The sequence below is a fragment of the Salinibacterium sp. SWN139 genome (assembly GCF_015864625.1).
GTDB lineage: Bacteria > Actinomycetota > Actinomycetes > Actinomycetales > Microbacteriaceae > Rhodoglobus.
On the sequence record NZ_JADYWV010000002.1, the window covers coordinates 565797 to 591302 of the forward strand.

The following is a 25506-nucleotide window of genomic DNA, read 5'->3' on the forward strand; positions in this document are numbered from 1 at the left end:
GCCCCAGCCGGCCACCGCAAGGTGAACTGGCCGGGGGAGTACTGCCCTAGAAGTCGATGACTTCGCGGAACTTGGGCAACAGGCCTGTCTTGATTCCCGTAAGGCTCGGCTTCATCTGAAAGACGCCCGTGTTGTAATTGCCCTCGATGATCGCCGGTCCGTTCGGCGTAATCGCGACGTCCCACCCGACATAGGGGATTTCTGGGATGATGCGGCTGACAGTGTTGAGCATGGCGAGCACTTCGTCGTACAGCGGAACCTGAAATCCTACGATCGGTGTGCCGGTTTGGGGATGCACGGTGAAAGTGTTGGCGAACTTGTCGAAGGCACCGTAGCTCGCGATTCCGGTGTTTTCATCCAGCACGGTGTACATGCCACCGCGGCCGTAGTTGTCGACCTCGGCGCCATTGCCCATGCGCAGGACCGCTTCCATCACATGCACGTCGGCGCCGTCGAAGAAGGTGATCATTCGCAGTGAGTTGACGCTTGTAGGGCAGAGCGCAGACATGCCGGAATGCTGTTCGAGGAACGCTTCAACGAGAAATTGGCGTTTGTCCATCAACTCGCGGTACAGGGCCGGTGCGTCAGCAAGATCACTGCCGCCGTGCTTTTCGATACCGGCACCACTCATGCTGTCGACAACCTTCACCATGATGGGGTCATGGTGCGCGACGAACTCGACGAAGTCCGCTTCGGAAGCTGTTCGCAAGTCGAGCCAGGCGCGACCGAGCCACTTGTCAAAAGTGGTGTTGAACGTCGGCTTGTCGTAGAAACGTTCGCGGTACTCGCGCTGGTTGTACTTCACCACGATGGAGTTGGCGTTGCCGCTCGTAATCCACGTGCGGCGCTCAGCACGACTGAGAACGTTGAACTCGAACTCTTCATAGTCGAGGTAGCCCGCTTGGTAGACAAGGGAACACCAGACCATGTCCAGCAAGATCGCGATCACGGGCGTACCGCTGCGTTTGCTGATTGCTCGCGCGACGGCGAGCATGTTCGATACGTCGAGCGAGATAAGTCGCGACACGTAGTGCCGGATGCGCTTCACAGTTCTCCTACGAAGGTCATACCGACACACGTGTCGGCGGCGAGCAAACTATCTGATGATGCTCAACGCTACGTTATGCATTCAGACGGCTGGACTCGTCGTGCCACTTGATCGCTGTCGGGAACAGCTTGTCTTTGAATTTGGCACCGTGGTGGGCACAAAAGAGAAGATCGCCACTGGCGAGCGTCGCGCGGATGTATGCCTGCGCGCCACAACTGTCACAGCGGTCAGCCGCCGTGAGGGTGTAGTCCATCTCATCGACTGGGGTGTCTTCGGTTGCAATGTTTGACATGGCCTACTCCTTCTTGCTTGCGGTTGTTATTCCGTACGCCTATACAAGCATGGGTGCCTGAAGATTCTTCCTACATTGCGGGTATTTCGCTCAGCGCGTAGCGCTTCTGGCGGCGAGCGACGTGCGTGCGGCCGCGGGTGTCGGTGAGCGGCAATGTCAGGCGGAGAACGTACTCTAGAAGATGGCCTTCCGTCGTCAAACCCTAGGAGATCACTATGGCGAGCTCTGACTACTCAGCCCGTCACCTGTCCGTACTCGAAGGGCTTGAAGCCGTTCGTAAACGTCCGGGTATGTACATCGGTTCTACCGACTCACGCGGGCTCATGCATTGCCTGTGGGAGATCATCGACAACTCGGTTGATGAGGCGCTCGACGGCCACGGTTCAGAGATCAGCGTCATCTTGCACGCTGACGAGAGCGTTGAGGTTCGCGACAAGGCTCGTGGCATCCCGGTCGATGTGGAGCCCAAGACAGGTCTCACCGGCGTGGAAGTTGTGTTCACCAAGTTGCACGCGGGCGGAAAATTCGGTTCGGGCTCCTATGCCGCGTCGGGTGGACTCCACGGCGTAGGTGCGTCAGTCGTAAACGCGCTGTCGGAGCGACTCGACGTTGAGGTTGACCGCAACGGCAAAACGTACGCGATGTCCTTTCATCGCGGCGAGCCAGGAACTTTCGCCGATAAAGGGGAGCCGACTCCGGATGCTCCCTTCAGCCCATACGTGTCGGGCAGCGAGTTGCGGGTTATCGGCAAGGTGCCCAAGGGGCGCACCGGCACCCGGGTTCGGTATTGGGCAGACCGCCAGATCTTTACGAAGGGTGCGAGTTTTCAATCTGACGGGCTTATTGACCGTCTGCGTCAGACCGCGTTCTTGGTGCCCAACCTCACGCTAAACGTGACGGATGAGCGTGGCGATGAGCCGCGCCACGAATCGTTCGCCTTTGAGGGTGGTATCTCTGAGTTCGTCGAGCACCTGGCTGTCGATCCGCCCATCACCGACATTTGGCGCCTCACCGGATCCGGCGGATTCACTGAGAGCGTTCCGGTGCTGCAAGACAACGGCCACATGGTTTCCACCGAGGTTTCCCGTGACTGTGTCGTGGATGTTGCACTGCGCTGGGGCACCGGCTACGACACCGTGATCAAAAGCTTCGTCAACATTATTGCCACGCCCAAGGGCGGAACGCACCTCGCAGGGTTCGAGCAAAGCCTGCTCAAGTTTCTGCGTGCGGAGACAGAGAAGAACTCGCGCCGGCTCAAGCTGGGTAACGACAAGCTCGACAAAGACGATGTGCTTGCGGGCCTCACTGTTGTGCTGACCGTTCGCGTTCCGGAGCCTCAATTTGAAGGTCAAACCAAGGAGATCTTGGGTACGCCAGCGGTGCGTGCGATTGTGGCCAAGGTCGTAGCGACGGCGCTCTCAGAGCGCTTCACGTCAACCAAGCGCGATGACAAGTCGCAAGCGGCGCTCGTGCTCGACAAGGTCGTCGCCGAAATGAAGTCGCGGATTTCTGCCCGCGCTCACAAGGAAACGCAGCGTCGCAAGAACGCGCTCGAAAGTTCGAGCCTTCCCGCGAAGTTGGTTGATTGCCGCTCGAACGACGTGGCGAACAGCGAATTGTTCATCGTCGAGGGCGACTCGGCTCTCGGTACGGCAAAGCTCGGCCGCGATAGCGAGTACCAAGCTCTCTTGCCGATCCGTGGCAAGATCCTCAACGTTCAGAAGGCATCTATCAGCGACATGCTGTCGAATGCAGAGTGTGCGTCGATCATTCAAGTCATCGGGGCTGGTTCAGGGCGCAGTTTCGATTTGTCGACAGCACGGTACGGCAAGGTCATCATCATGGCTGATGCTGACGTCGACGGTGCTCATATCCGCACTTTGCTGCTCACTCTCTTCTTCCGGTACATGCCTGACATGATTCGTGATGGCCGTGTATATGCCGCAGTGCCACCGTTGCATCGAGTCGTCGTCATGAACCCTGGGTCGAAGCCCAATGAGACCATCTACACCTATTCCGAAAAGGAACTCAACGGCGTGCTCGCCGGGCTCAAGAAGTCGGGAAAGCGTTATCAAGATCCGATCCAGCGTTACAAGGGCCTCGGAGAGATGGACGCCGACCAATTGGCAACCACCACAATGGACCGCAACAACCGTGTACTCCGCCGCGTGAATATTTCGGATGCCGAAAGCGCCGGAACCGTGTTCGAGCTGCTGATGGGCAACGAGGTTGCGCCGCGCAAGGAATTCATCATTCAAGGTCAGGGTCTCGACCGCGACCGTATTGACATTTAGCTGCCAAGCGGATGCGGGGCGTCGTTGACGCCGCGGCACCGATGGTGACTGAAGCAGCGAGAGGGCTGCCATCTGAATCGATCAGGTGGCAGCCCTCTCGGCTGTGCAGCTGTGTTCTGTGCCGCCGGAAGTCCGCCGTCCTACGGCGTCGAGCCGATGGATCCGATGACGCTGTCGAGCGGCATGCCCGAACCGTCTCGCTTGGTACGTTCGGTCGGCAGCTGGCGCACGGCACCATCCGGTCCGACGGCCGTCGCTGGCACAGCGCCCACCCAAGCGAGAGTGAGGACGTCCTCGCCCTTCAGTAGCGAATGAGCGCGAACTCCACCGGTGCCGCGACCCTTGGCCGGGAACTGGGAAAATTCGCTGAGCTTCACCCGACCAGGATCTGTGCCCGGAATGGTGACGCTCGAACCTGAGATCGTGACCGCGACGTTTTCGGAGTCAGCATCCAGTGCGTCGAAGAAAATTACTTCGGCACCAGAACTGACCCGCACACCTGCCATGCCGCCCGCGCTGAGCCCCTGCGGGCGCACAGCGGAAGCCGTAAAGTGCAGCAGTTGGGTGTCGGAGGTGACAAAGGTGAGTTCAGCGTCGTCGGCGCTGTGAGCCGCCCCGACGAGTTCGTCACCTGGCTTGAGCGAGATGATCTCGAAGTCCGGTTTTGAGGGCCAGACGCCTGGTGTGACGCGCTTGACAGTGCCTTGGCGGGTAGCGAGAGCAACGGGCTGATCACTCTCGAGCGACACAATCGCCAACACACGCTCTTTCTTGTCGAGCGTTAAGTACTCGCTAATCTTGGCGCCGGCACCGAGCTGCACAGAACTCGTCGGCACATTGGGCAGGTCTATTGCAGTGAAGCGGATGAGTCGGCCGCGGTTCGTGATCGCACCGATCTCAGTGCGGCTTGTCGTTGTCACGCGTGAACGGATTGCGTCGTGCTTCGATCGACGCGACCCGGCCAATACGGTGTCGCCCTCGCTGATTCCGACTCGAATGATTCGACCTGTTGTCGAGAGCAGCACCACGCAGGGCTCGTCGGCGATCTCAAGCACAGGCTGGTTCTTGCGCGCAGCTGCACGTGATGTTGTGGCGATGGAGGCAGGAGCTTCTGTCAGCAGCGTGCGTCGCGGTGTTCCAAATTTCTCCGCCACGGCGTCGAGTTCGTTTCCGACGAGTGCTCGGATGAGAGTGTCATCGGCGAGCAAGGCCTGAAGTCGAGCGATCTCGGCCCGAAGCTTCTCTGCCTCGGCTTCCAGCTCGATGCGGCTGAATTTGGTGAGTCGACGCAGTCGCAGCTCAAGAATGTACTCGGCTTGTAATTCGCTCAGATCGAATACTTCGCGCAGGCGCGTGCGAGCCTGATCGCTGTCGTCACTCTGGCGAATGACCTGAATAACTTCGTCGATATCGACGATTGCAATGAGCAAGCCTTCAACCAAGTGCAGGCGTTCAAGGTGACGAGCAAGACGGAACTTGCTGCGGCGAGTGACGACCTGCAAGCGGTGCTTCAAGAAGACTTCTAAGAGCGCCTTCAGGCCGAGGGTCTGAGGGCGACCGTCGACGAGTGTCACGGCGTTAATGCTGAAGTTATCTTCGAGCGGAGTCAGGCGGTAAAGCTGCTCGAGTACGGCATCCGGACTGAAGCCAGTTTTGATGCCGATAACCAGGCGCAGCCCGTGATTTCGGTCGGTGAGGTCAGTAACGTCAGAGATTCCGACGATCTTCTTGTTATTGACGCCGTCTTTGATTTTCTCTATAACGCGTTCGGGACCGACCAAGTATGGTAACTCGGTGACCACGAGACCCATCTTTCGGGCCGTGATCGACTCCACCGCCACAGTGGCGCGGGTCTTGAAGGCACCACGGCCATTAGCGTAGGCGTCTTTTACGCCGCTGAGGCCAATGATTCTGCCGCCAGTGGGGAGGTCGGGGCCGGGCACGAACTGCATGAGTTCTTCGAGCGTTGCGTCGGGGTGAGCCAGCAGGTGCCGCGCTGCCCCCACGACCTCGATGAGGTTGTGCGGAGCCATGTTGGTGGCCATACCGACAGCGATACCGCTCGCGCCATTCACCAAAAGATTCGGGAAGGCCGCAGGGAGGACCTCGGGCTGGGTCGTGGAATTGTCGTAGTTCGGCACGAAGTCGACAACATCTTCATCGAGATCGTCCGTCATCGCGATCGCGGACGCCTGCAGGCGGGCTTCGGTGTACCGCGGTGCGGCAGGGCCGTCATCCAGCGAACCGAAGTTTCCGTGGCCGTCGATGAGCGGCACCCGGAGGATGAAGCTCTGGGTCAGGCGCACCATGGCGTCGTAAATGGAGGCGTCACCGTGGGGGTGAAGCTTTCCCATAACGTCGCCGACGACGCGCGACGACTTGACGTGACCCTTTTCGGGCCGCAGTCCCATTTCGCTCATCTGGTAGAGAATGCGGCGTTGAACGGGCTTCAGGCCGTCGCGGGCATCGGGGAGTGCGCGCGAATAGATGACGGAGTACGCGTACTCCAGGAACGAGCCCTGCATCTCGGTCGTGACATCGATGTCTTCAATGCGTTCGCCGGCAGGGGAGTCTGGGGTGGGTTTAGTGGGAGTAGCCATAGGATTGCCCTAATGTTACCGGCGCTCAACCCAGACTCAGCGAACCTAACCGATGTGTTGTCAAGTTCCTTTCAGGCAATTGCGGGCGAGGAGAATCGACTGAGCTTGCCTCCCGTTCGTCACGCTGTCGTGTTGCTTGTTGACGGACTGGGGGCCCACAACCTTAAGGCGCGATTGGGGCATGCCAGAACTTTGGCCGGAGCCTTCTCCAAGAACACCGTGATTCAGTCGGGATTTCCCACCACTACAGCAGTGGCGATCGCGAGTCTCACCACGGGAGCGAGAGCGGGACAGCATGGTCTTGTGGGCTACAGCGTTCTCGATCCGCTCAACGATCGCGTGCTCAACCAACTTTCCGGATGGGATTCCCGCATGCAGCCGTCGACCTGGCAGCGGGTTCCGACGATCTTCGAGCGCGCAACCGAACGTGGCTTTTCTGCGGTGGCGGTAGGAGCGGCTCGCTATCGAGACTCTGGCTTTACACAGGCGGTGCTGCGCGGCGCTAGGTACGTCGCTGCAGGTTCTCTTGCAGAACGGCTTCGTGTGGCGGTGGCGGTTGGACAGTCCAGCGCTGAACCTTCGCTCACCTACGTCTATGCGCCAGAGCTCGATATGGCTGGTCATGCGAATGGTTGGCAGTCGTCCCAGTGGACGCACGCACTTGAATCTCTCGATTCCGCGGTGGGCAGCGTGGTGGGCGAACTTGCTGACGACCAGGGGCTTCTCGTCACTGCCGATCACGGAATGATTGACGTTCTTCCTGAATCGCACGTGCTCTTCGATACGGCGCCGGAACTTATTGAGGGAATCGCGCATGTTGCGGGGGAGCCACGCTGCCTCCAGCTGCATCTCGCGCCTGAACTGACGGCTGCCGAGCGGGAAGCGGTCCTTGAGCGTTGGCAGCACGCAGAAGGTCAGCGTTCGTGGGTAGCAAGCCGTGACGCTGCAATTGCTGCTGGCTGGTTTGGCGAGGTCGCCCCAGATGTCGGGGCGCGCATTGGCGACATTATCGTCGCCGCACGCAAGGGGATCGCTTACTACGACTCCCGCGTTACCAATAACTCCGGCAGAAAAATGATCGGCCAGCACGGATCCTGGTCAGACGAAGAACTTCGTGTTCCCCTTCTGAAGTTCGGTGCCTTCGCTCGCTAAGCGGGGTCTTCGTCTGGCTTCGTTCCGAAGACGATGTCGTCCCAGCTCGGCATCGCAACCCGACGGCGACGCGATTTCGCTGTCGGCTGTGGCGCGGTCGCTTGCGGCGGTGCTGGTGCATCGCGGCGTTGCTCTGCGGCGGGAGGATCGAGAAGGCGCATCGACGGTTCGGCACCGGTCGTGGTGTCAGTCTCATCCTCGTCTGCCGCAAAGTTCGCGGGCTCCCGCTCGCCGCGACGACGACGAAGAGCGTCGAGCAAATCTGCGGTCTGGTTGCCAACACCCGCTTCTGCGCTGCGATCGCGCATAACAGGAAGTTCCGCCGGCTTGATCGGCGCGGGCTCGTCGTGAAGTTCATCGACATCGAACGCTCCGCTGTCGAAGCGTGCGGCGTCGGCAGTTCCTTCGGCGGGCGCAACGGCGCGGAGTCGGGGGATAAGCGCGCCGGTCGTTTCACCCTGCTGGGAGAGAGTCTTGGCTTCGTTGTTGAGCGGAACAAGAGATTGGCGCTTGGGGTCATATTGCCAACGTGCATCATGGTCGATGCTGTTTGAGTTGAACGAGAGCTTGACCGTCCACCCATTCTCAGGATCTTTCCAGCTAGCCCACCGCTCATTGGCAGCATTCACGTCGACGAGTCGTTCGCGAATAGCGGATCCGAACGTGCGCGACGACGTCAGCGAGTCCGTTTCACCCGCAACATGCACCGGCACGCCGAGCGCAGATTTGACGACGAATTCGCGTTCAGCGACGACCGGCCCCTCGAAACGCTCGATGTAGTCGATGTCAGCGCCGGTGAGATTCGCGACGTCCTGAGCGGACATTCCTGCCCGGATATGTGCCTGAATCTCCCGGGGAGCAAGCTTGGGGCCGCTGCCTGTTTGCGCTCGGCTCTGTCGCAAACGCGACTGCAACACGTTATCGACGGCGAGTCGGAAGCGCGTTCCATCATTGCTCGACACGATCAGCGCACCGTCTTGTACTTCGATTACCCGAAGGTCTTCCATAGTGAACTTCTCCAGCCCTCACGATTCCCTTTAGGGTCGCACGCATTGGGTGGTTTCTTTGGGAATAACACGCCTCCATCAACAGTTATCACAGGCGCTGCACAGTGATGCAGAATCGGCGGTTTGCAATTCGCCTCGCTTTCATGGAGACTGTGCCCGCCGATTCCGGTGATTCAACGTAAAACAGAAGTGGATGGGCATGGCCACCGACTACGACGCACCTCGTAAGACCGACGACGACTCCGAGTCGATCGAGGCTCTTAAAGAGCGTGTTCCTGACAAAATGTCGGGCTCGGTTGACGTCGACGATTCAGACAACCCGGCGAACTTTGAGCTCGCCGGCGCAGACCTTTCTGACCTGGACCTCGATGTGGTCGTTCTGCCTCCTCAGGCGGACGAATTCACTTGCGTGAGCTGCTTCCTTGTGAAGCACCGCTCGCAGGTAGACCACACAACCAAGCTGGGCGCTATTTGCCTGGAGTGTGCAGCCTAGACTGCGCGATCGCTCCAGCAAGCAATTCGGGAGTGCGACTCGACAACAACCAATACGGTGTCGGGTCGCTCTCATCGAGTACCTCAAGTTTGACAACCGGCGAGACCCATCCTCGGATCATCAGCCAAGCACGCGCATCCAGTCGCTGCCCGCGTTCGAGAGTCGCTTCATCCCCGTTGTAGCTCGTCACGTCGCCGATGATAGCGATCGGCAGTCGCGCGCTTCCCGCACGAAGTTCTTTGTCGTCTACCGTGATCGTCGGTGCAGACCACAGCAGGAACAGCACGATCCCGATATAGAGCACTGCTGCGGTGATGTATCCCACGAAGATATTGATCGGCAGGAACACCAAGATGCTCGCGGGAATGATGAGTGCGGTGCTGATGTAGAGCCACGCTGTGGGCCACAAGCGTTCACGGTAGTAAGTCACTCGTCCATTACACACTGATTTTGCGCCGGGCGTTTCGGGCTGACGCCCTATCTGCACTAACCTCGACTCGTGATTGACAACGTAGAGGTGCTCATCTCAGCCGGCCAGACGCCTGCGTACGCGCATCCGGGTGACGCTGGGGCTGATCTGTATTCTGCAGGCAGTTACTCTCTCTCGCCCGGCCAACGGGACACCATCGCGACGGGGGTGTCGATTGCACTGCCCGACGGTTACGTAGCGTTCGTGGTACCTCGCAGCGGGCTGGCAGCCCGTCACGGCATCACTATCGTCAATAGCCCTGGAACTGTGGATGCTGGCTACCGAGGCGAAATTCGCGTTACGTTGTTGAACACTGATAGTTCATCCACTTTTGAGATCGCGCCGGGCGATAGGATCGCGCAAATGATCGTTATGCCCGTTTCTCGGGCTAGGTTCATTCCCGTTTCCACCCTTCCGGGCAGTCATCGTGGTGAGTCGGGCTTCGGTTCGACCGGATACCGCGCAGAGTCAACACAACAAGGAGCCACTTCGTGAGCGACACCACTGAAACCGACCAGCCGCAGGATCACCCTAAGTCGGCACCGGAGAATCGTGCGAGCGATGGTCCTCTCGACGAGAGCGAAGCAAATGCTGTTCGTCCGTATGTTGACCTTGGTGGAGTGAAGATTCTTCCGCGTCAAGAGTTGCACTTGCGCCTTGAAATTGAAGAAGCAAGCAAGCGCGTCGTTGCGGTTGGGCTTGACTACGCTGGTTCGACGCTTCAAATCCAACCCTTTGCGGCCCCGCGGTCGAGCGGGCTTTGGCACGAGATTCGTCAGCAGATCATTGATCAGGTTCACTCGCAGGGCGGGACTACAAAGGTCTCGGACGGCCCGTTTGGCCCTGAGGTTTTTGCCGAAATTCCTGTTGCAGGCAAGCCCGGCGAGAAGCGCATCGCGCGCTTCGTTGGCGTTGACGGTCCGCGCTGGTTCCTGCGGGGAGTAATCGCCGGTGAAGCTCTGACGAGCCAGGAAGCAGCAACCAAGATCGAGGATCTGTTCCGTTCGATCGTTGTCATCCGTGGCACGACTCCGATGCCCCCTCGCGACCTCATCCCGCTACACATGCCTGCAACGGGTGAGAAGGAACCTCAGGCGTGAGTTCAGTCGGCGGGCCGTCGAGCGAATCTGAAGATGACCAGGTGACCGCGGATCCGACAGTTCGTGAAGCACTCGCGGCTGCGGCTCGTCGTTCCGCCGTCGGCCATGTGGCGCCAGGGGAGGCTCCTACTTCGGGCGCTCTACTCGAAGCAATGGGTGGTGTGCGCGGCTTGGTGGAGTCTATTCTGCCCGGGCTCGCGTTCTTGGTAATTTTCACGATTACTCAAGAACTGGTCGCATCCGTCGTGGCGCCCGTTGTGGTCGCGCTGGGCTTCGTCGCTGTTCGTCTTGCGACGAGAACTCCAGTGTCGTCTGCGCTGGTCGGCGTCGTTGGTGTCGCTCTCTCCGCCGGCCTTGCGCTCTTTACCGGGCGCGCCGAAGACAACTTTCTGTTGGGTTTCGTTATCAACGCAGTTTTCTTGGTAGCGATAGTGGTGAGCGTCATCGCGAGGCGTCCGCTCGTCGGCCTCATCGCGGCGTTGCTGGTGCCGACAGCTGCCGATTGGCGTGAAGACAAGGCAAAGTTCCGTGTTGCGTTGATCGCCACCGTGCTGTGGGCAGGCTTGTTCTCGGTACGGCTTGGGATTGAACTTCCGCTTTACTTCGCCGAGGCAACTCAGGCGCTGGCGACGATGAAGCTCTTGCTCGGTGTTCCGCTTTACGCGGGAGTGCTCTGGGTCACCTGGCTTCTTATGCGCACTGCTTACGGGCGCACAACCACCGAGTAGTTCTTCGTCATCGCCGTGGCGTCGAGGCGACCGGACGACGATGGTGTATATTTATCTCGACGTCAAGATACTTTTGGCCGCGATCGCAGCGCGTTATTTGCGATTCAGCCTTAGGCTTGCCTTGCTGGATGCAGCGCACGCTCCGCGCAAGGATTGAAGAACCGTAGCAAGGGAGATGACAGTGTCGACAGTCAATAGTTTTGGGTCGAAAGACACCCTCACAGTCGGTTCGTCCGACTATGAAGTGTTCCGCATCGACAAGGTAGCGGGATACGAAAAGCTGCCGTTTAGCCTCAAGGTTCTGCTCGAGAACCTGTTGCGCACAGAAGACGGCAAGAACGTCACGAAGTCGCAAATCGAGTCCCTCGGGTCGTGGGTGCCTAGTGCAGACCCCGACACCGAGATCCAGTTCACTCCTGCACGCGTTGTCATGCAGGACTTCACTGGCGTTCCGTGCATCGTTGACCTCGCCACCATGCGTGAGGCCGTTGCCGAACTTGGGGGAGACCCCACCAAGATCAACCCGCTCGCCCCCGCAGAGCTCGTGATCGACCATTCGGTCATTGCCGACCTCTTTGGTTCGGACAATGCGCTTGAGCGCAACGTTGAGCTTGAGTACGAGCGCAACGGAGAGCGTTACCAGTTCCTTCGCTGGGGCCAGAGCGCGTTCGACGATTTCAAGGTTGTTCCTCCCGGAACCGGAATCGTTCACCAGGTCAACATTGAGCACCTCGCTCGTGTCACGTACACCCGTGAAGTTGACGGCAAGACTCGGGCATTCCCCGACACCCTCGTCGGCACCGACTCGCACACCACGATGGTCAACGGCCTCGGAGTGCTTGGGTGGGGCGTCGGCGGAATCGAAGCCGAGGCAGCAATGCTCGGCCAGCCCGTTTCGATGCTCATCCCCAAAGTCGTCGGTTTCAAGCTCAACGGCACGATCCCTGCCGGAGTCACCGCGACCGACGTTGTTCTCACAATCACGCAGATGCTGCGCCAGCACGGCGTCGTCGGCAAGTTTGTCGAGTTCTACGGAGAGGGAGTCGGCGCAGTGCCGCTCGCCAACCGCGCAACCATCGGAAACATGAGCCCCGAGTTCGGCTCCACCGCTGCGATGTTCCCCATCGACGACGTGACCCTTGACTACCTGCGCCTCACCGGCCGCAGCGAAGAGCAGGTCGAACTCGTCGAGGCATATGCCAAGCTTCAGAAGCTCTGGCACGACCCGAGCGTCGAGCCCAACTACAGCGAGTACATCGAAATGGACCTCGGTACCGTTGTTCCCTCGATCGCTGGACCGAAGCGTCCCCAGGACCGGATCGAGCTCACCAAGGCTAAGAGCCAGTTCGAGATCGATCTCTGCAACTACGCGGCGACGGACCACACCAAGGTTGACGCTGCCGTTGAGGGTTCTTTCCCGGCCTCTGATCCCAGTGGAACCACCCCGCAGGACGAGGACTGGGCTCACGTGCCCTCGACCGTCCACGCCAGCCACCCACCGGTGGCCGTATCGCAGCCGACCGCAGTAAATGTTGAAGGTGGAGAGTCGTTCACGATCGACCACGGTTCAGTTGCCATCGCCGCGATCACGTCGTGCACCAACACCTCGAACCCCTCCGTCATGCTCGCGGCAGGCCTTTTGGCTCGCAACGCGGCTGCAAAGGGATTGAAGTCGAAGCCGTGGGTCAAGACCACCCTGGCTCCCGGTTCCAAGGTCGTCACTGACTACTACGCCAAGTCGGGACTCGATGAGTCGCTTGAAGCTCTCGGCTTCTACACCGTCGGTTATGGCTGCACCACGTGTATCGGTAACTCCGGTCCGTTGGAAGACGAAATCTCCACCGCGATCAACGAGAACGATCTTGCGGTCACCGCGGTTCTTTCCGGTAACCGTAACTTCGAGGGTCGCATCAACCCCGACGTGAAGATGAACTACCTCGCGAGCCCGCCGCTGGTTATCGCGTACGCCCTTGCCGGAACGATGAACTTCGACTTCGACAACGACGCACTCGGCCAAGACCAGGAGGGCAAGGATGTCTTCTTGAAGGACATTTGGCCCGACGCGGCTGAAGTTCAGGCAACGATCGACTCGTCGATCGACCGTGAGATGTTCACCCACGAATATGCGGGTGTCTTCGACGGCGACGAGCGTTGGCAGAACCTGCCCACGCCCACCGGTTCCACTTTCGAGTGGGATGACGAGTCGACCTACGTGCGCAAGCCCCCGTACTTCGAGGGAATGACCATGGAGATCACTCCGGTCAGCTCGATCACGGGTGCCCGTGTTCTTGCGAAGCTGGGTGACTCGGTTACGACCGACCACATCAGCCCTGCCGGTTCGATCAAGGGTGACAGCCCCGCCGGAATTTACCTCGCTGAGCACGGCATCGACCGCAAGGACTTCAACTCCTACGGTTCGCGTCGCGGAAACCACGAAGTGATGATTCGCGGAACCTTCGCGAACATCCGCCTTCGTAACCAGCTTCTTGATGGAGTCGAGGGTGGCTACACTCGCGACTTCACCACGCCGGATGCCGCGCAGTCGTTCATCTACGACGCGGCTCAGAACTACGCAGCGCAGGAGACTCCGCTCGTCGTTCTTGGTGGCAAAGAGTACGGTTCCGGTTCGTCGCGTGACTGGGCAGCCAAGGGAACAAGCTTGCTCGGTGTGAAGGCCGTCATCTGCGAGAGCTTCGAGCGTATTCACCGCTCTAACCTCATCGGAATGGGCGTTCTGCCGCTGCAGTTCCCTGAGGGCCAGAGCTGGGAGTCGCTGGGACTCGACGGCACCGAGAGCATCAGCATCTCGGGCGTCGAAGAACTCAACGACGACCGCATCCCGAGCACTCTGCACGTAGTCGCCGAACCGACCGCGCACTCGCCCGAGGGCAAGGCGACGATCGAGTTCGATGCGAAGCTGCGTATCGATACTCCTGGTGAAGCTGATTACTACCGCAACGGTGGCATCCTTCAGTACGTATTGCGTTCGCTGGTCTAACTAGCGCGTGCGCCGAAGGCGCGCGGCAGGGAGCTTTGCTCTCGCCGCGCGCCTTTTGTGTGTCGTGTAGAGGCTGTGGGTCGTCTCAGAACCTCATGCACATTTGTTCAAAACGGGGAAGAAGAAGCCTAGACTGAAGGCATGAATTTACTCGAGGGAATCAACGGTCCCCGAGATCTTGATGGTCTCTCCACGGCGCAACTTACTCAACTAGCCCAAGAGATTCGTGAGTTTTTGATCGAGAATGTCTCGCGCACCGGTGGACATTTGGGCCCAAATCTCGGTGTTGTCGAACTCACGACCGCTATCCACCGCGTATTCGATTCGCCGCGGGATGCCGTGGTGTTCGACACAGGACATCAGAGCTACGTTCACAAAATTTTGACGGGCCGCAAGGACTTCGCGAAACTTCGGTCGCAAGGGGGTCTCGCGGGGTATCCGCAGCGTTCTGAGTCAGAACACGACATCGTTGAAAGCTCGCACGCGTCGAGCTCGCTCTCATGGGCTGACGGTATATCTCGTGCTTTCGAGATGACCGGGCAGGGTGACCGACATGTGGTCGCCGTTGTGGGCGATGGCGCTCTCACTGGCGGTATGACCTGGGAGGCGCTCAACAACATCAGCGACGACAACAGTCGCAATCTGGTCATCGTCGTCAACGACAACGGTCGCTCCTACGCGCCAACTATCGGCGGAATGGCGCACTTCCTCAACAGCGTGCGTACGCGCCGTTCCTACCGTTCGTTGCACGGTTCAAGCGAGCGTTTCTTCGGTGCATTCGGAGGTCCCGGTCGCGCACTCTATCGCGGCATCCGTGGTGGTACCCACGGTTTCCTCTCACGTGTCAGCAATAACGAGGCGCTGTATTCCAACCTCGATATCAAGTACTTAGGCCCGGTTCACGGTCACGACATCGGCGCGCTCACCGAGGCTCTGCAGCAGGCGAAGTCATACGGTGCGCCTGTGATTGTGCACGCGATCACCGAAAAGGGTCGCGGCTATGAGCCGGCTCTGATGGATGTCGCCGATCAGTTCCATGCGGTGGGGCAGATTGATCCTGCAACGGGCGAACCGATTGAACCCAGTGGCGCGGAATCGTGGACGTCTGTGTTCTCTGAGGAGATCGTGAAGCTTGCTGATGAGAATCCTCGACTCGTCGGTATCACCGCGGCGATGCTGAGGCCTACGGGACTCCACCGTTTCGCAGAGAAGTACCCGAAGCGCGTTCACGACGTCGGCATCGCCGAGCAGCACGCGGTCACGTCGGCGGCCGGACTCGCGTTCGGTGGCTTGCATCCCGTAGTCGCGCTCTATGCCACCTTTATGAACCGGGCATTTGATCAGGTTTTGATGGATGTCGCGCTCCATCGCGCAGGCGTGACTTTCGTTCTCGACCGGGCAGGCGTGACCGGTCCAGACGGCGCTAGCCATCACGGCATGTGGGACCTCGCGCTGCTGCAGGTCGTACCCAACATCCGTATTGCTGCGCCCCGCGACGCCGCGCGCCTCCGTGAGGAGTTGGGGGAGGCCGTAGCGGTTGACGATGCACCCACGGTCGTTCGCTTCGCTAAGGGCACCGTAGGCACCGAATACGACGCCGTACGCCGCACCGACGACGGTGTTGATGTGTTGCGAGAAGACGATCAGCGCGATGTTCTCATCGTCACGGTCGGTTCGATGGCTAAGACTGGTCTGCAAGTTGCCGAGCTCCTGGCAGCTCAAGGCATTGGCGCCACTGTGATTGACCCACGCTGGGTTGTTCCGGTGCCCAAGAGCGTCATTGATTTTGCTGCTGACCATCGGATCGTGATCACGATTGAAGACGGCGTGCGCGTGGGGGGAATTGGAACGCGAATCCGACAAGACATGCGTGCCAGTGGCGTGGATACCGCTGTGAACGAATTGGGGCTGCCCGACAGTTTCCTCGACCACGGCAGCCGCGACTACATCCTCAACCAGGTCGGTTTGACTCCACAACACATCGCTCGCGATGTTGTTGCGCAAGTACTGGGAAGCAAGATCCCTGTCGCGCGTCCGCTTGCACAGCAGGATTCAGAAGAGTTCCGCCTGCCCGCAGAGCGCGGCTAGCTCGCAGTCTCGACACCGCCGCGAACATCCCCAACGCGCTGTCGCGATTGAGCGTCTAACGACAGAGGCCCGGCTCAGAGATAATCTGAACCGGGCCTCTGTCGTGTGCTAACTAAGGGCGAAGGATTACTGCACTCCGCGGATGGGCGGGTTGTGGAACGTGCCACCGAAAGCTCGCTCTGACGCGCCAGCGCGATCGAGGTAAGGCGTAACACCACCCATTTGGAACGGGTATCCCGCACCGAGGATGAGACACAGGTCGATGTCTTCTGCTGCGGCAACTACGCCGTCTTCGAGCATCCGGTGAATCTCATCGGCCAGGCCATCTTCGATGCGGATCTGAAGTTCCTCAGCCGTCATTGGGGATGTTCCACCCTTGACAATCTCTACGGCTTTCTTGGAGACGCCCTTCGACTTGCCCTTGCTGTCGCGGTCGAAAATGAATCCGAGCTCGGCTAGTTTGTGCAAGTTTTTGCTCTCGAAGAAACGCTCAGGGAACGCAGCGTGGTGAGTATCGAGCACGTGGGCTCCCACCTTGAGGCCAACCAACTCGAGCAGCTCAAACGGTGTCATCGGCAGGCCGAATGGGCGAGTCGATTCTTCGACAACCTCAAACGGGGTTCCGGTGTCGACAGCGTGCATGGCCTCGCCGAGAACCTTGGCGAGAATACGGTTCACCACAAAACCAGGAGTATCCGTCGTGATGACTGCATTTTTGCGCAGATTCTTTGCGGTAACCATAGCTGTCGCGAGCGTCTCGTCGTTGGTGTGCGGCGTTTTCACAACCTCAATCAGCGGCATTACGGCCACGGGGTTGAAGAAGTGGAAGCCCACGACACGCTCAGGATGCTTGAGCTTGGCGCCGATCTGCTCCACGGAGAGTGAAGAGGTGTTTGTGGCCAAAATGGTTTCGTCAGAGATGAATTGTTCCACCTCGGCGAAGACGGCCTGCTTGGCGCCGAGTTCTTCGTAGATTGCTTCGATCACCCAGTCGCAGTCAGCGAAGTCAGCCTTGTTGGTTGTTCCCGTGACGAGTGCCTTGAGACGGTTGGTGTCGTCGGAGGAGAGGCGACCCTTCTCGTGCAGCTTGTCGATCTCTGCGTGGATCGCTGTGACGCCGGCATCCGTCGCGGTCTGGTCGAGGTCAGTAATGACCACCGGAACCTGCAGACGACGGACGAACAGCAACGCAAATTGACGCGCCATGAGACCTGCGCCGATGACGCCCACCTTGGTGACGGGGCGAGCGAGCTCCTTGTCGGGGGCTCCCGCTGGACGCTTGGCGCGCTTCTGCACCAGGTTGAACGCGTAGATGCTGGCCTGGAATTGGTCACCCGAGATCATGTCGGCCAGAGCATTGTCTTCTGCTTCGAAACCCGTCTTCTTGTCGGTGTTCTTGGCGGCTTTCAGCAGCGCGAGAGCAGCGTAGGGAGACTTAGCAACGCGGCCGATGCGGTTAGCTAACATCTTGTCGGCGATGCCGATAGCGACATCCCACTTCACCGTGCGTTCGATCTTGCCCGGCTCGTTCTTGCGCTTAACCTTCGTGGTGCCGGCGATGACTCCGTCGGCCCAGCGGATTGAGTCTTCCAGGAAGTTTGCGGGGCCAAACATGGCGTCCGCGATGCCGAGCTCAAAAGCCTCAGGACCCTTGAGCATCTGGTTGTTCTTCAGTGGGTTCTCAATTACAACCTTGAGGGCGTTTTCGATGCCAATCAGGTTAGGCAACAACCATGCGCCACCCCAGCCGGGAATCAGGCCGAGGAAGACCTCAGGAAGAGCGAAGGCGGGAACCGAGCTATCGATGGTGCGGTAGTCAGCATTGAGGGGAATCTCAACACCACCACCAAGTGCTAGTCCGTTGACAAATACGAATGATGGCACGCCAAGCTCGCTGAGCTTACCGAGCGCCCAGTGGCCCAACTGAGCCATTTGCTTGCCGGTCTCGCGGTCAGGAATCTCGCTGACCTTCGAGAGATCAGCACCGGCCGCGAAAATGAAGGGCTTGCCTGTGACGGCGACACCGTGGATTTCGCCAGCAGCGGCTCGTTCCTTTTGCTCGTCGAGCACCTTCGCAAACTCGAGCAGAGTTGCCGGGCCGAGTGTATTCGGGCGGGTGTGGTCTTTGCCGTTGTCGAGAGTGATGAGGGCGAGCGTGCGGCCAGCGGAGAGCGGCACATCGCGAACGAAGGAGTGGGTAATTACCTCGTCTTTAGCGAGGTCCGAAAGACGTGCAAACTGTTCGGTCATGGCTACTTTGCTCCCTTGTAGTTCGGGTTTTCCCAAATGACGGATCCACCCTGGCCGAGACCAACGCACATCGCGGTGAGGCCGAACTGGACCTCAGGGTGCTGCTCGAATTGGGCGGCAAGTTGGATCATCAGGCGAACACCTGACGATGCGAGGGGGTGGCCCATGGCGATAGCGCCGCCCCACTGGTTGACGCGAGGATCTTCGTCGTCAATTCCGAAGTGATCGAGCAACGACAGCACCTGAACCGCGAAAGCTTCGTTGAGTTCGAAAAGGCCGATGTCGTTGATCGTCAAGCCGGCCTTGCGGAGCGCCTTCTCTGTTGAAGGGATCGGGCCGATTCCCATGATCTCTGGTTCCACGCCGGCGTAGGCGAAACTCACCATGCGCATCTTGGGCTTCAAGCCGTACTCGCGTGCGGCATCCCCGCTGGCGATGATGCTGGCGGTTGCACCGTCGTTCAGGCCGGACGCGTTGCCGGCGGTGATGCGTCCGTGTGAACGGAAAGGCGTCTTGAGCGCTGCGAGGCCCTCAAGAGTTGTTTCGGGGCGCAGGCCCTCGTCGCGGGTCGCCAATCCCCAGCCAGCTTCGCTCTTAGTGGCCACCGAGATGAGGTCGGGCTGGATGTTGTTGGCTTCGTACGCCGCATTGGCTCGCTGCTGGCTGCGCAGTGCGAATGCGTCGGAGCGCTCCTTGGTGAGCTGCGGGAAACGGTCGTGCAGTTTCTCGGCCGTGTTGCCCATGTTGAGGGCTTCGGGATCAACGAGCTTCTCAGAGAGGAAGCGGGGGTTGGGGTCAACGCCCGAACCCATCGGGTGATGACCCATGTGCTCCACGCCTCCGGCGATGGCGAGGTCGTACGCGCCGAACGCGATTCCACCAGCCACATTCGTGACGGCCGTCATAGCGCCGGCGCACATGCGATCGATCGCATAGCCGGGAACGGACTTCGGTAGACCGGCTAGCATCGCGGCGCTGCGACCGATCGTGAGACCTTGATCTCCGGTCTGAGTTGTTGCCGCAATGGCTACTTCGTCGAAGCGATCCTTGGGGATCTGGGGATTCCGCTCCAGCACGCCGATCATCGCCTTGACGACGAGGTCATCGGCTCTGGTATTCCAGAACATGCCCTTCTCGCCTGCACGTCCAAACGGAGTACGGACTCCATCTACGAATACAATCTCAGTTTCCTTGGCCACAATGCCTCCACTAAATCCTTGGATGTAGAACTGATCCTAGGTGGGGGAGATTAGCGTGGGGAATCCTTTGATTGTTCCTACGACTTGGTGTCGTTCGAGTCCTCAGGAGTTTGGTTGGCTTCGACAAAGGCTTCGGCGATTGACTGTGCAGATACGTCAAGTTGCCACTGGCGAGCGCCGAGTGCTGTGAGAGCGTCCGAGATGCTTTCGAGCGTGATTTCTGCGGGCGGATTCCACGCCACCCGCCGCAAGTGATCAGGGGTCAGCAGATTCTCAATAGGGATAGACATCTCTTCGGAGAACTCCGCCATGATGGCGCGAGCAGCCTTGAGGCGACGATCTGCTGCGGGATTCTTATCCGACCACACCCGCGGTGGCGGAAGCGTGTCGCTGGCTACTCGCGACGCAGGAACGTCAGTAGATGCCAGCCCTGCCAAAATGGCCTGCCACCAGCGATCAATCTGCGTCCGGCTTGCGCGACCGCTGAATTCTCGAAGGCTCGACAATTCGCGCTTTGACTCGGGCAATAGCTTGGCGGCGGCCAACAGGGCGCCGTCGGGCACGAGCCGTCCTGGGGCGGTATCGACTTCTTGAGCGTAAGCATCCCGTGCAAGCCACAACTCTCGTGCCACAGCCAAGTTTTTACCGCCGCGAATTGAATGAACCCCGCTGAGGCGGCGCCACGGTTCGGCGCGCACATGGCTCAAGTCGCGAGCAAGAACTGATTCGAACTCTTGACGCGCAATGTCGCCCTTGCCATCGCCTTCCAGAACATCGCCGAGCGCTTCGCGGAGATCAACGAGCAACTCAACATCGAGGGCGGCATAGACGAGCCACGACTGAGGAAGGGGCCGTGTAGACCAGTCCGCTGACGAATGCTCCTTCGCGAGATGGATGCCCAACAGATGTTCAACGACAGTGCCGAGTCCCACGCGGGGGAGGCCCGCGATGCGCGCACCCAGTTCGGTGTCGAACAAGCGCGTCGGATGGAGGCCAACTTCACGCAAGCAGGTGAGGTCTTGCGTGGCCGCGTGCAGAATCCACTCTTCCGCTGCAATGACGTCGTTCAGTTCGCTGAAGTCACCAATGGCGGGGGGATCGAAGAGGAAGGTGCCAGCCCCGCGGCGGAAAATCTGGATGAGGTACGCGCGCTGAGAGTAGCGGTAACCGCTTGCTCGTTCGGCATCGATTCCGATGGGGCCGTGACCGGCAGCAATGGCTGCCACGGCGGCAAGATATTCGTCCCGATCGTCTATGACGTCAACGGGAACATGAGGGGCTTGGGTAGCGTGCGACTCGCCCTCAGGGGCTGCACTGTCGGTGGCGCTACTCACGTCCAGCTCTACGGGCCGACAACATAGTGACTCCTTCATTCGTGGGAGGAAGTCCGGCAAGCATGCAGACTAACTCGCTCCAGCCTTCCACATGTGCGGCAATATCGAGGTCTTGGGGGCTCCATGACGCTCGAAGTTCGATTTGTGCGCCATCCGGCTGGGACTCGAGTTCGCCAAATCCGGTGGACAGAATGCGGGTTGCCGTTCCCGATACTTGGTCGTACTGTGCGTTTCGACTATCGAGCGCATCCACGAGCCACGACCACGTGACTTCGCTGAGGAACTGGTCGACACCGATCTCCGGCTCGAGCGGAGCTTGAGCGAAACAGATGATGCGAAATTCGCCGTCCCAGGCCTCGGGAGACGCCGGGTCATACAGAAGTACGAAGCGGCCAGTGCCGAGATCGGAGTCTTCGCCATGGCGGGAAGGCGTAACATCCGCAGCAAGAGCAAACGACCAAGGAGCGATCTGCGTGGGTGCTGAAATCTCAGTAATCGCGAGCTCAGGGCGCAAAGTCGCAGCACGAAGCGACTCAACCGCTGAAGCAAATGCCGCGGGTGGTGTTGGTCCAGCTGGCGAATCGGGCACGACTGAAGATTAGGCTTTACGAGAACGATCGCTAGTGAGGCACGCCGCGCTAGGGCGGCTGCGAGACGGAGGTTTTGATATGCGGGCACGGGATCGCTTGCGCATTGTTGCCGGAGTCTCCGGCGGAGTCGCGATCGGTGCGGCCGCTATCGCCGCACTCGGTGTCGTGGCTGGGGCGGTGCTCTCGGTCTTTGTCGCCCGTCGCGTGGTAACTCCTCCCGGACGAGCCGACAGCAATCTGCGGATTCTTGCGGTCGGGGAGTCGACGATTGTGTTGTCCTCAGCGGAAGAGAGTCGAGCACCAGGGCGCTTCAGCCTATGGTTTGCCGACGAAACGGGTCTCGCCCGCATCGGGCCTGTGGTTTCTCAGGGAGCGCAGTGGGTTGCGCGGGAGCTGATCGACGTTGAAACCGGTGTCCCGCATCCGGGAGACAACGCGCGCACGAGCGGATGGTTTTATCTGACGCCGGCTGGACTGGGACTTGAATTCTCTGAGGTGCAGATTCAGACAGAGCTGGGATTCGCGCCGGCCTGGCTCATTCCCGCACCTTCCCCGAGCACGACGTGGGCCATCCACATTCACGGTCGAGGTGTGCAGCGGCCAGAAACGGTTCGGGCGCTTGGCGAGTTTTACGATGCCGGAATCACTTCTCTGTCGATTTCGTACCGCAACGACACTGAGGCGCCGGATTCGCTGGACGGGCGCTACGGGTTGGGTTCTACCGAGTATCGCGATGTCGACGCAGCGATCGCGTACGCCCGCTCTGCGGGTGCCGAGCGCATTATTCTCATGGGCTGGTCGATGGGTGGTGCAACCGCGCTTCACACTCTGATCCGATCTCGCTTCCGCGACATGATTATCGGGCTAGTGCTCGACTCTCCAGTGATTGCGTGGGGGCCGACCATCAAGTTGCACGGCGATTTGAATCGAATTCCCGCAATGATTCCCCGGGCTGCGGTGGCAGTACTGGGCAGCGACCAAGCTCAACTTCTCGTGGGCACGGCACACCCGCTCGACTTCGACACACTCAACTTTGTTGATCGTGCAGAAGAATTAGACCGCCCCATTTTGCTCATGCACAGCGACGACGACGGATATGTTCCGGTTGACCCCTCGCGAGCGCTAGCCGAAGCTCGGCCCGATATTGTCACTTACGAAGAGTTTGACACCGCGGGCCACACGAGACTGTGGAACTACGACAGCGAGCGGTGGCTCTTAGCGATTCGCACGTGGCTTGCGCTCCAATTGAGCACGGATGCCGGCCCCGAAGAGTCCGACGTCGCCTAGAGCTCGCAAACCGCAGGAGGTCGAGCAATCCCCGGCGACTCTCGAGAATCGATAAAGCAGGCTTAGACGACGCTCTTCAGGCGGATCTGTCGTTTCGCACGCGCCAGCATGCCCGTCATTCCGCGCAGTCGCAGTGGGCTCACGGCCTTAGCGAGACCCAGCGATTGGGGGTAGTCGTCGGAGAGTTCAAGTACTTCGTTGCTGCTGAGCCCGGACAATCCTTGCGCCAAGATCGACGCGAAGCCACGAGTAGTCGGCGCTTCCGGTGGCGCCGTCGCATACATATGAACGATGTCGTTCTCGACTTCAATAAAGATGAAAACGGGAGACTGACATTCCTCAACCCGCTCAAAGAGATCGGGGTGGTCACGGTACCGCTCAGGCAGCTCAGGGAGCTCGTTAGCGAACTCAAGCAGGAGTTGCAGCCGATCCCTCAGCTCAAGCTCCAGAAAGTCGTCACGAATCTCGGCCAACTGGGTAGGGATCTGCTGCTCACTCACCACTTCAGTCTAACGGGACGGTACGTCACCGGGTTCAGTGCCCACGGTGATCGGAACAGCGACCAAGGAACCCCACTCGGTCCACGATCCGTCGTAGTTGCGCACGTTCTCAAAGCCCATCAAGTAGTTCAGTACGAACCAAGTGTGGCTCGAACGCTCACCGATGCGGCAATAAGCCACTACTTGGTCTCCGTCCTTGAGCCCAGCGCCATCACGGTAGATCGCGTTGAGTTCATCGAGAGGGCGGAAGGTGCCATCTTCTGCAACGGCCTTTGACCACGGCACACTCTGTGCGCTCGGGATGTGACCGGCACGCAGAGCGCCTTCTTCAGGGTAGGCAGGAGCGCTTGTGCGTTCTCCGCTGTACTCCTCGGGAGAGCGGACATCGATCAGTGGGTTTCCCAAGTGGGCGAGCACGTCGTCACGGAATGCACGAATCACGGAATCGTCGCGCTCAATGATCGGGTACTCGGTGGGCGTCGGAGTGGGGACCTCAAGCGTGTACTCGCGACCATCCGCTTCCCACTTGGCGCGGCCTCCATCCAAGAGTCGTACGTCTTCGTGGCCAAACAGGGTGAATACCCACAGTGCGTAGGCTGCCCACCAGTTGGTTTTGTCGCCATAGATGACGACCGTGGTGTCGCGAGCAATGCCGCTGCGTGACATGAGCTCGGCAAATTCTTCGCCATTGATGTAATCGCGGGTGACCGGGTCGTTGAGGTCCGTGTGCCAGTCGATCTTGACGGCGGTGCGAATATGACCGGTTTCATAGAGCAGCACGTCTTCGTCAGATTCCACTACAACGAGACCGGGCTTGCCGAGTCGTTCTTCAAGCCAGTCTGCAGTGACCAATCGTTCCGGGTGCGAGAACTCAGCAAATTGCGGGGCTGGGTCGTTTTCGATAGTCATAGCTACCTCCGATTGTGGGTGGAAAAACTGGTGTGGGCTTCAAACTAAGCTTGATGGGTCCCTTGCCCAAGAAATTACGCATTCGCCGCTGATTACACCGCGTTGCCGTAAGACTGCGAAAAATAACCGAGGCTGAGAATGAGCGCTACTGCGCCTACGACTCCTGAGCGTCTAGTCGATCGTATCCCGTCGTTGACCGGAGCGCAGATGCTTGCCGAACTTGTGCCACCCCGCCAGTTCACCGGTGCGACTTTGGAGTCGTATCGTCCCGACCGCGACTACCCGTCACAGGGGGCTGCCGTGGCAGCGATGCGGCACTTTCTGACCAGTGCGCAGAAGGCAAAACTCTTCTCGCGGAAGAAAATACCGGTGGCAAAGCCGGGTGTCTACCTCGACGGTGGATTTGGCGTAGGCAAGACCCACTTGCTGGCAGCGCTCTGGCATCAGACGGCGGGCCGAAAGTACTTTGGTACGTTCATCGAGTACACGGCTTTGGTCGGCGCCGTCGGCTACGCACCGGCTGTTCAGCTTCTCAAAGGGGCAACGCTTGTCTGCATTGACGAGTTCGAACTAGACGATCCGGGCGATACACGTCTTATTTCTCGACTGCTTTCAGAGCTTGTTGCATCCGGAACCAAAATTGCGGCAACATCTAATACTCCGCCCAATGCCCTTGGCGAGGGGCGTTTTGCGGCCCAAGACTTCATGCGCGAAATTGACTCCCTCGCAGCCAAGTTTGAGACGATCCGAATTGATGGCCTCGACTACCGCCGACGCGATACTGGTGCGCATGCCGTAGCGGTCGACGATGCGGCTGCTGCAATCTCTGCTGTGTCGGGCGTCGTCACCCTGGACTCATTCGATGGTGTGCTCAAGCACTTGGCCGGCGTGCATCCCTCGCGCTACGTCAAGCTGATCGAAGGTATCGACGCGATTGCGCTGACCGGCGTGCATGAGTTCACAAATCAGACCGATGCGTTGCGTTTCGTGGCCTTCGTCGACCGCCTCTACGACGCCCAGATTCCGGTGTACGCCGAGGGAACCCCGCTGGATGCGGTTTTCCCCGAGGACATGCTCAACGGGGGATACAGCAAGAAGTATCTCCGAGCAGTTTCGCGCCTTATCGCTCTCACCTCTAACAACGCCTAGTACGATTCGCTGTATCGCG

General features: G+C 59.5%; 21 protein-coding genes. 10 read left to right on the plus strand and 11 right to left on the minus strand.

Features of this window, described 5'->3' with window-relative positions; all coding sequences use genetic code 11:
• Positions 1-46: 46 nt before the first annotated feature.
• Both I6E74_RS07855 and I6E74_RS07860 read right to left on the minus strand, forming a co-directional pair.
• The gene (locus I6E74_RS07855; protein ID WP_197124512.1) at positions 47-1048 is read right to left on the minus strand and encodes a sugar-transfer associated ATP-grasp domain-containing protein; all 1002 of its coding nucleotides are present in this window, start codon (positions 1046-1048) and stop codon (positions 47-49) included.
• Positions 1049-1121: 73 nt separating this feature from the next.
• Complete coding sequence (locus I6E74_RS07860; protein ID WP_197105747.1) at positions 1122-1340, minus strand: hypothetical protein; 219 nt, start codon at positions 1338-1340, stop codon at positions 1122-1124.
• Between the two features lie 215 nt (positions 1341-1555).
• On the opposite strand from I6E74_RS07860, the gene I6E74_RS07865 reads away from it, so the two are divergent.
• Complete coding sequence (locus I6E74_RS07865) at positions 1556-3634, plus strand: type IIA DNA topoisomerase subunit B (protein ID WP_197124514.1); 2079 nt, start codon at positions 1556-1558, stop codon at positions 3632-3634.
• 140 nt (positions 3635-3774) lie between these two features.
• Here I6E74_RS07865 and I6E74_RS07870 read toward each other — a convergent pair whose 3' ends face one another.
• Positions 3775-6234: a DNA topoisomerase (ATP-hydrolyzing) subunit A gene (locus I6E74_RS07870; protein ID WP_197124516.1), complete on the minus strand. Its 2460-nt coding sequence runs from the start codon at positions 6232-6234 to the stop codon at positions 3775-3777.
• 54 nt (positions 6235-6288) lie between these two features.
• Between I6E74_RS07870 and I6E74_RS07875 the strand changes: the two genes are divergently transcribed.
• Positions 6289-7386, plus strand: coding sequence for an alkaline phosphatase family protein (locus tag I6E74_RS07875; RefSeq protein ID WP_307784425.1), 1098 nt, complete (start codon positions 6289-6291; stop codon positions 7384-7386).
• Here the strand turns inward: I6E74_RS07875 and sepH are convergent.
• Entirely contained in the window at positions 7383-8393 is a 1011-nt protein-coding gene (gene sepH, locus I6E74_RS07880; RefSeq protein ID WP_197124520.1) for a septation protein SepH, read from the minus strand. The genes I6E74_RS07875 and sepH overlap by 4 nt on opposite strands.
• A gap of 199 nt (positions 8394-8592) precedes the next feature.
• On the opposite strand from sepH, the gene I6E74_RS07885 reads away from it, so the two are divergent.
• Positions 8593-8886 (plus strand): DUF4193 domain-containing protein, encoded by a 294-nt coding sequence (locus I6E74_RS07885; protein ID WP_100389298.1) that lies wholly within the window; start codon positions 8593-8595, stop codon positions 8884-8886.
• On the opposite strand, the gene I6E74_RS07890 is transcribed toward I6E74_RS07885, so the two are convergent.
• Positions 8861-9316, minus strand: a complete 456-nt coding sequence (locus I6E74_RS07890; RefSeq protein ID WP_197124522.1) for a DUF3093 domain-containing protein — start codon at positions 9314-9316, stop codon at positions 8861-8863. The two genes, I6E74_RS07885 and I6E74_RS07890, sit on opposite strands and share 26 nt — an antisense overlap.
• 69 nt (positions 9317-9385) lie before the next feature.
• Here I6E74_RS07890 and dut point away from each other — a divergent pair, with 69 nt between their 5' ends.
• From dut to dxs, 5 genes are all read left to right on the plus strand, one after another.
• Positions 9386-9850 (plus strand): dUTP diphosphatase, encoded by a 465-nt coding sequence (gene dut, locus I6E74_RS07895; RefSeq protein ID WP_197124524.1) that lies wholly within the window; start codon positions 9386-9388, stop codon positions 9848-9850.
• Entirely contained in the window at positions 9847-10455 is a 609-nt protein-coding gene (locus I6E74_RS07900; RefSeq protein ID WP_197124526.1) for a DUF3710 domain-containing protein, read from the plus strand. Before dut ends, I6E74_RS07900 begins: the two co-directional genes overlap by 4 nt.
• The gene (locus I6E74_RS07905) at positions 10452-11183 is read left to right on the plus strand and encodes a DUF3159 domain-containing protein (RefSeq protein ID WP_197124528.1); all 732 of its coding nucleotides are present in this window, start codon (positions 10452-10454) and stop codon (positions 11181-11183) included. The genes I6E74_RS07900 and I6E74_RS07905 overlap by 4 nt, the downstream gene beginning before the upstream one ends.
• A gap of 181 nt (positions 11184-11364) precedes the next feature.
• Positions 11365-14181: an aconitate hydratase AcnA gene (gene acnA / locus I6E74_RS07910; RefSeq protein WP_307784427.1), complete on the plus strand. Its 2817-nt coding sequence runs from the start codon at positions 11365-11367 to the stop codon at positions 14179-14181.
• A gap of 141 nt (positions 14182-14322) precedes the next feature.
• On the plus strand, positions 14323-16269 hold the full coding sequence (gene dxs / locus I6E74_RS07915) for a 1-deoxy-D-xylulose-5-phosphate synthase (protein ID WP_197124532.1): 1947 nt from the start codon (positions 14323-14325) through the stop codon (positions 16267-16269).
• Positions 16270-16395: 126 nt separating this feature from the next.
• Here the strand turns inward: dxs and I6E74_RS07920 are convergent, their stop codons facing one another.
• The 4 genes from I6E74_RS07920 to I6E74_RS07935 form a co-directional block, all read right to left on the minus strand.
• Positions 16396-18519 (minus strand): 3-hydroxyacyl-CoA dehydrogenase NAD-binding domain-containing protein, encoded by a 2124-nt coding sequence (locus tag I6E74_RS07920; RefSeq protein WP_197124534.1) that lies wholly within the window; start codon positions 18517-18519, stop codon positions 16396-16398.
• 2 nt (positions 18520-18521) lie between these two features.
• A complete protein-coding gene (locus tag I6E74_RS07925) occupies positions 18522-19718 on the minus strand; it encodes a thiolase family protein (RefSeq protein ID WP_197124535.1) in 1197 nt (398 codons plus the stop codon).
• A gap of 77 nt (positions 19719-19795) precedes the next feature.
• Entirely contained in the window at positions 19796-21052 is a 1257-nt protein-coding gene (locus I6E74_RS07930) for an HRDC domain-containing protein (RefSeq protein WP_307784428.1), read from the minus strand.
• Positions 21045-21641 carry a DUF3000 domain-containing protein gene (locus I6E74_RS07935; protein WP_197124539.1) on the minus strand — a complete coding sequence of 199 codons (597 nt, stop codon included), beginning with the start codon at positions 21639-21641 and terminating at the stop codon, positions 21045-21047. Before I6E74_RS07935 ends, I6E74_RS07930 begins: the two co-directional genes overlap by 8 nt.
• Before the next feature lie 79 nt (positions 21642-21720).
• Here I6E74_RS07935 and I6E74_RS07940 point away from each other — a divergent pair, with 79 nt between their 5' ends.
• Complete coding sequence (locus tag I6E74_RS07940) at positions 21721-22929, plus strand: S9 family peptidase (RefSeq protein WP_197124541.1); 1209 nt, start codon at positions 21721-21723, stop codon at positions 22927-22929.
• A 62-nt stretch (positions 22930-22991) separates the two neighbouring features.
• Here I6E74_RS07940 and I6E74_RS07945 read toward each other — a convergent pair whose 3' ends face one another.
• Together I6E74_RS07945 and I6E74_RS07950 are read right to left on the minus strand one after the other, a co-directional pair.
• Positions 22992-23429 (minus strand): SufE family protein, encoded by a 438-nt coding sequence (locus I6E74_RS07945; protein ID WP_197124543.1) that lies wholly within the window; start codon positions 23427-23429, stop codon positions 22992-22994.
• Between the two features lie 9 nt (positions 23430-23438).
• Positions 23439-24338, minus strand: a complete 900-nt coding sequence (locus I6E74_RS07950) for a sulfurtransferase (RefSeq protein WP_197124545.1) — start codon at positions 24336-24338, stop codon at positions 23439-23441.
• A 138-nt stretch (positions 24339-24476) separates the two neighbouring features.
• On the opposite strand from I6E74_RS07950, the gene zapE reads away from it, so the two are divergent.
• The gene (gene zapE, locus I6E74_RS07955) at positions 24477-25487 is read left to right on the plus strand and encodes a cell division protein ZapE (RefSeq protein ID WP_197124547.1); all 1011 of its coding nucleotides are present in this window, start codon (positions 24477-24479) and stop codon (positions 25485-25487) included.
• The last annotated feature ends 19 nt before the right edge of the window (positions 25488-25506 follow it).

What these genes read in the sequence shown, in the direction of transcription:
- I6E74_RS07860 (WP_197105747.1), bottom strand. Translation starts at nt 1,340, where the DNA reads ATGTCAAACATTGCAACCGAAGACACCCCAGTCGATGAGATGGACTAC.
- I6E74_RS07865 (WP_197124514.1), top strand. Translation starts at nt 1,556, where the DNA reads ATGGCGAGCTCTGACTACTCAGCCCGTCACCTGTCCGTACTCGAAGGG.
- I6E74_RS07870 (WP_197124516.1), bottom strand. Translation starts at nt 6,234, where the DNA reads ATGGCTACTCCCACTAAACCCACCCCAGACTCCCCTGCCGGCGAACGC.
- sepH (WP_197124520.1), bottom strand. Translation starts at nt 8,393, where the DNA reads ATGGAAGACCTTCGGGTAATCGAAGTACAAGACGGTGCGCTGATCGTG.
- I6E74_RS07885 (WP_100389298.1), top strand. Translation starts at nt 8,593, where the DNA reads ATGGCCACCGACTACGACGCACCTCGTAAGACCGACGACGACTCCGAG.
- dxs (WP_197124532.1), top strand. Translation starts at nt 14,323, where the DNA reads ATGAATTTACTCGAGGGAATCAACGGTCCCCGAGATCTTGATGGTCTC.
- I6E74_RS07920 (WP_197124534.1), bottom strand. Translation starts at nt 18,519, where the DNA reads ATGACCGAACAGTTTGCACGTCTTTCGGACCTCGCTAAAGACGAGGTA.
- I6E74_RS07940 (WP_197124541.1), top strand. Translation starts at nt 21,721, where the DNA reads ATGCGGGCACGGGATCGCTTGCGCATTGTTGCCGGAGTCTCCGGCGGA.
- I6E74_RS07950 (WP_197124545.1), bottom strand. Translation starts at nt 24,338, where the DNA reads ATGACTATCGAAAACGACCCAGCCCCGCAATTTGCTGAGTTCTCGCAC.
- zapE (WP_197124547.1), top strand. Translation starts at nt 24,477, where the DNA reads ATGAGCGCTACTGCGCCTACGACTCCTGAGCGTCTAGTCGATCGTATC.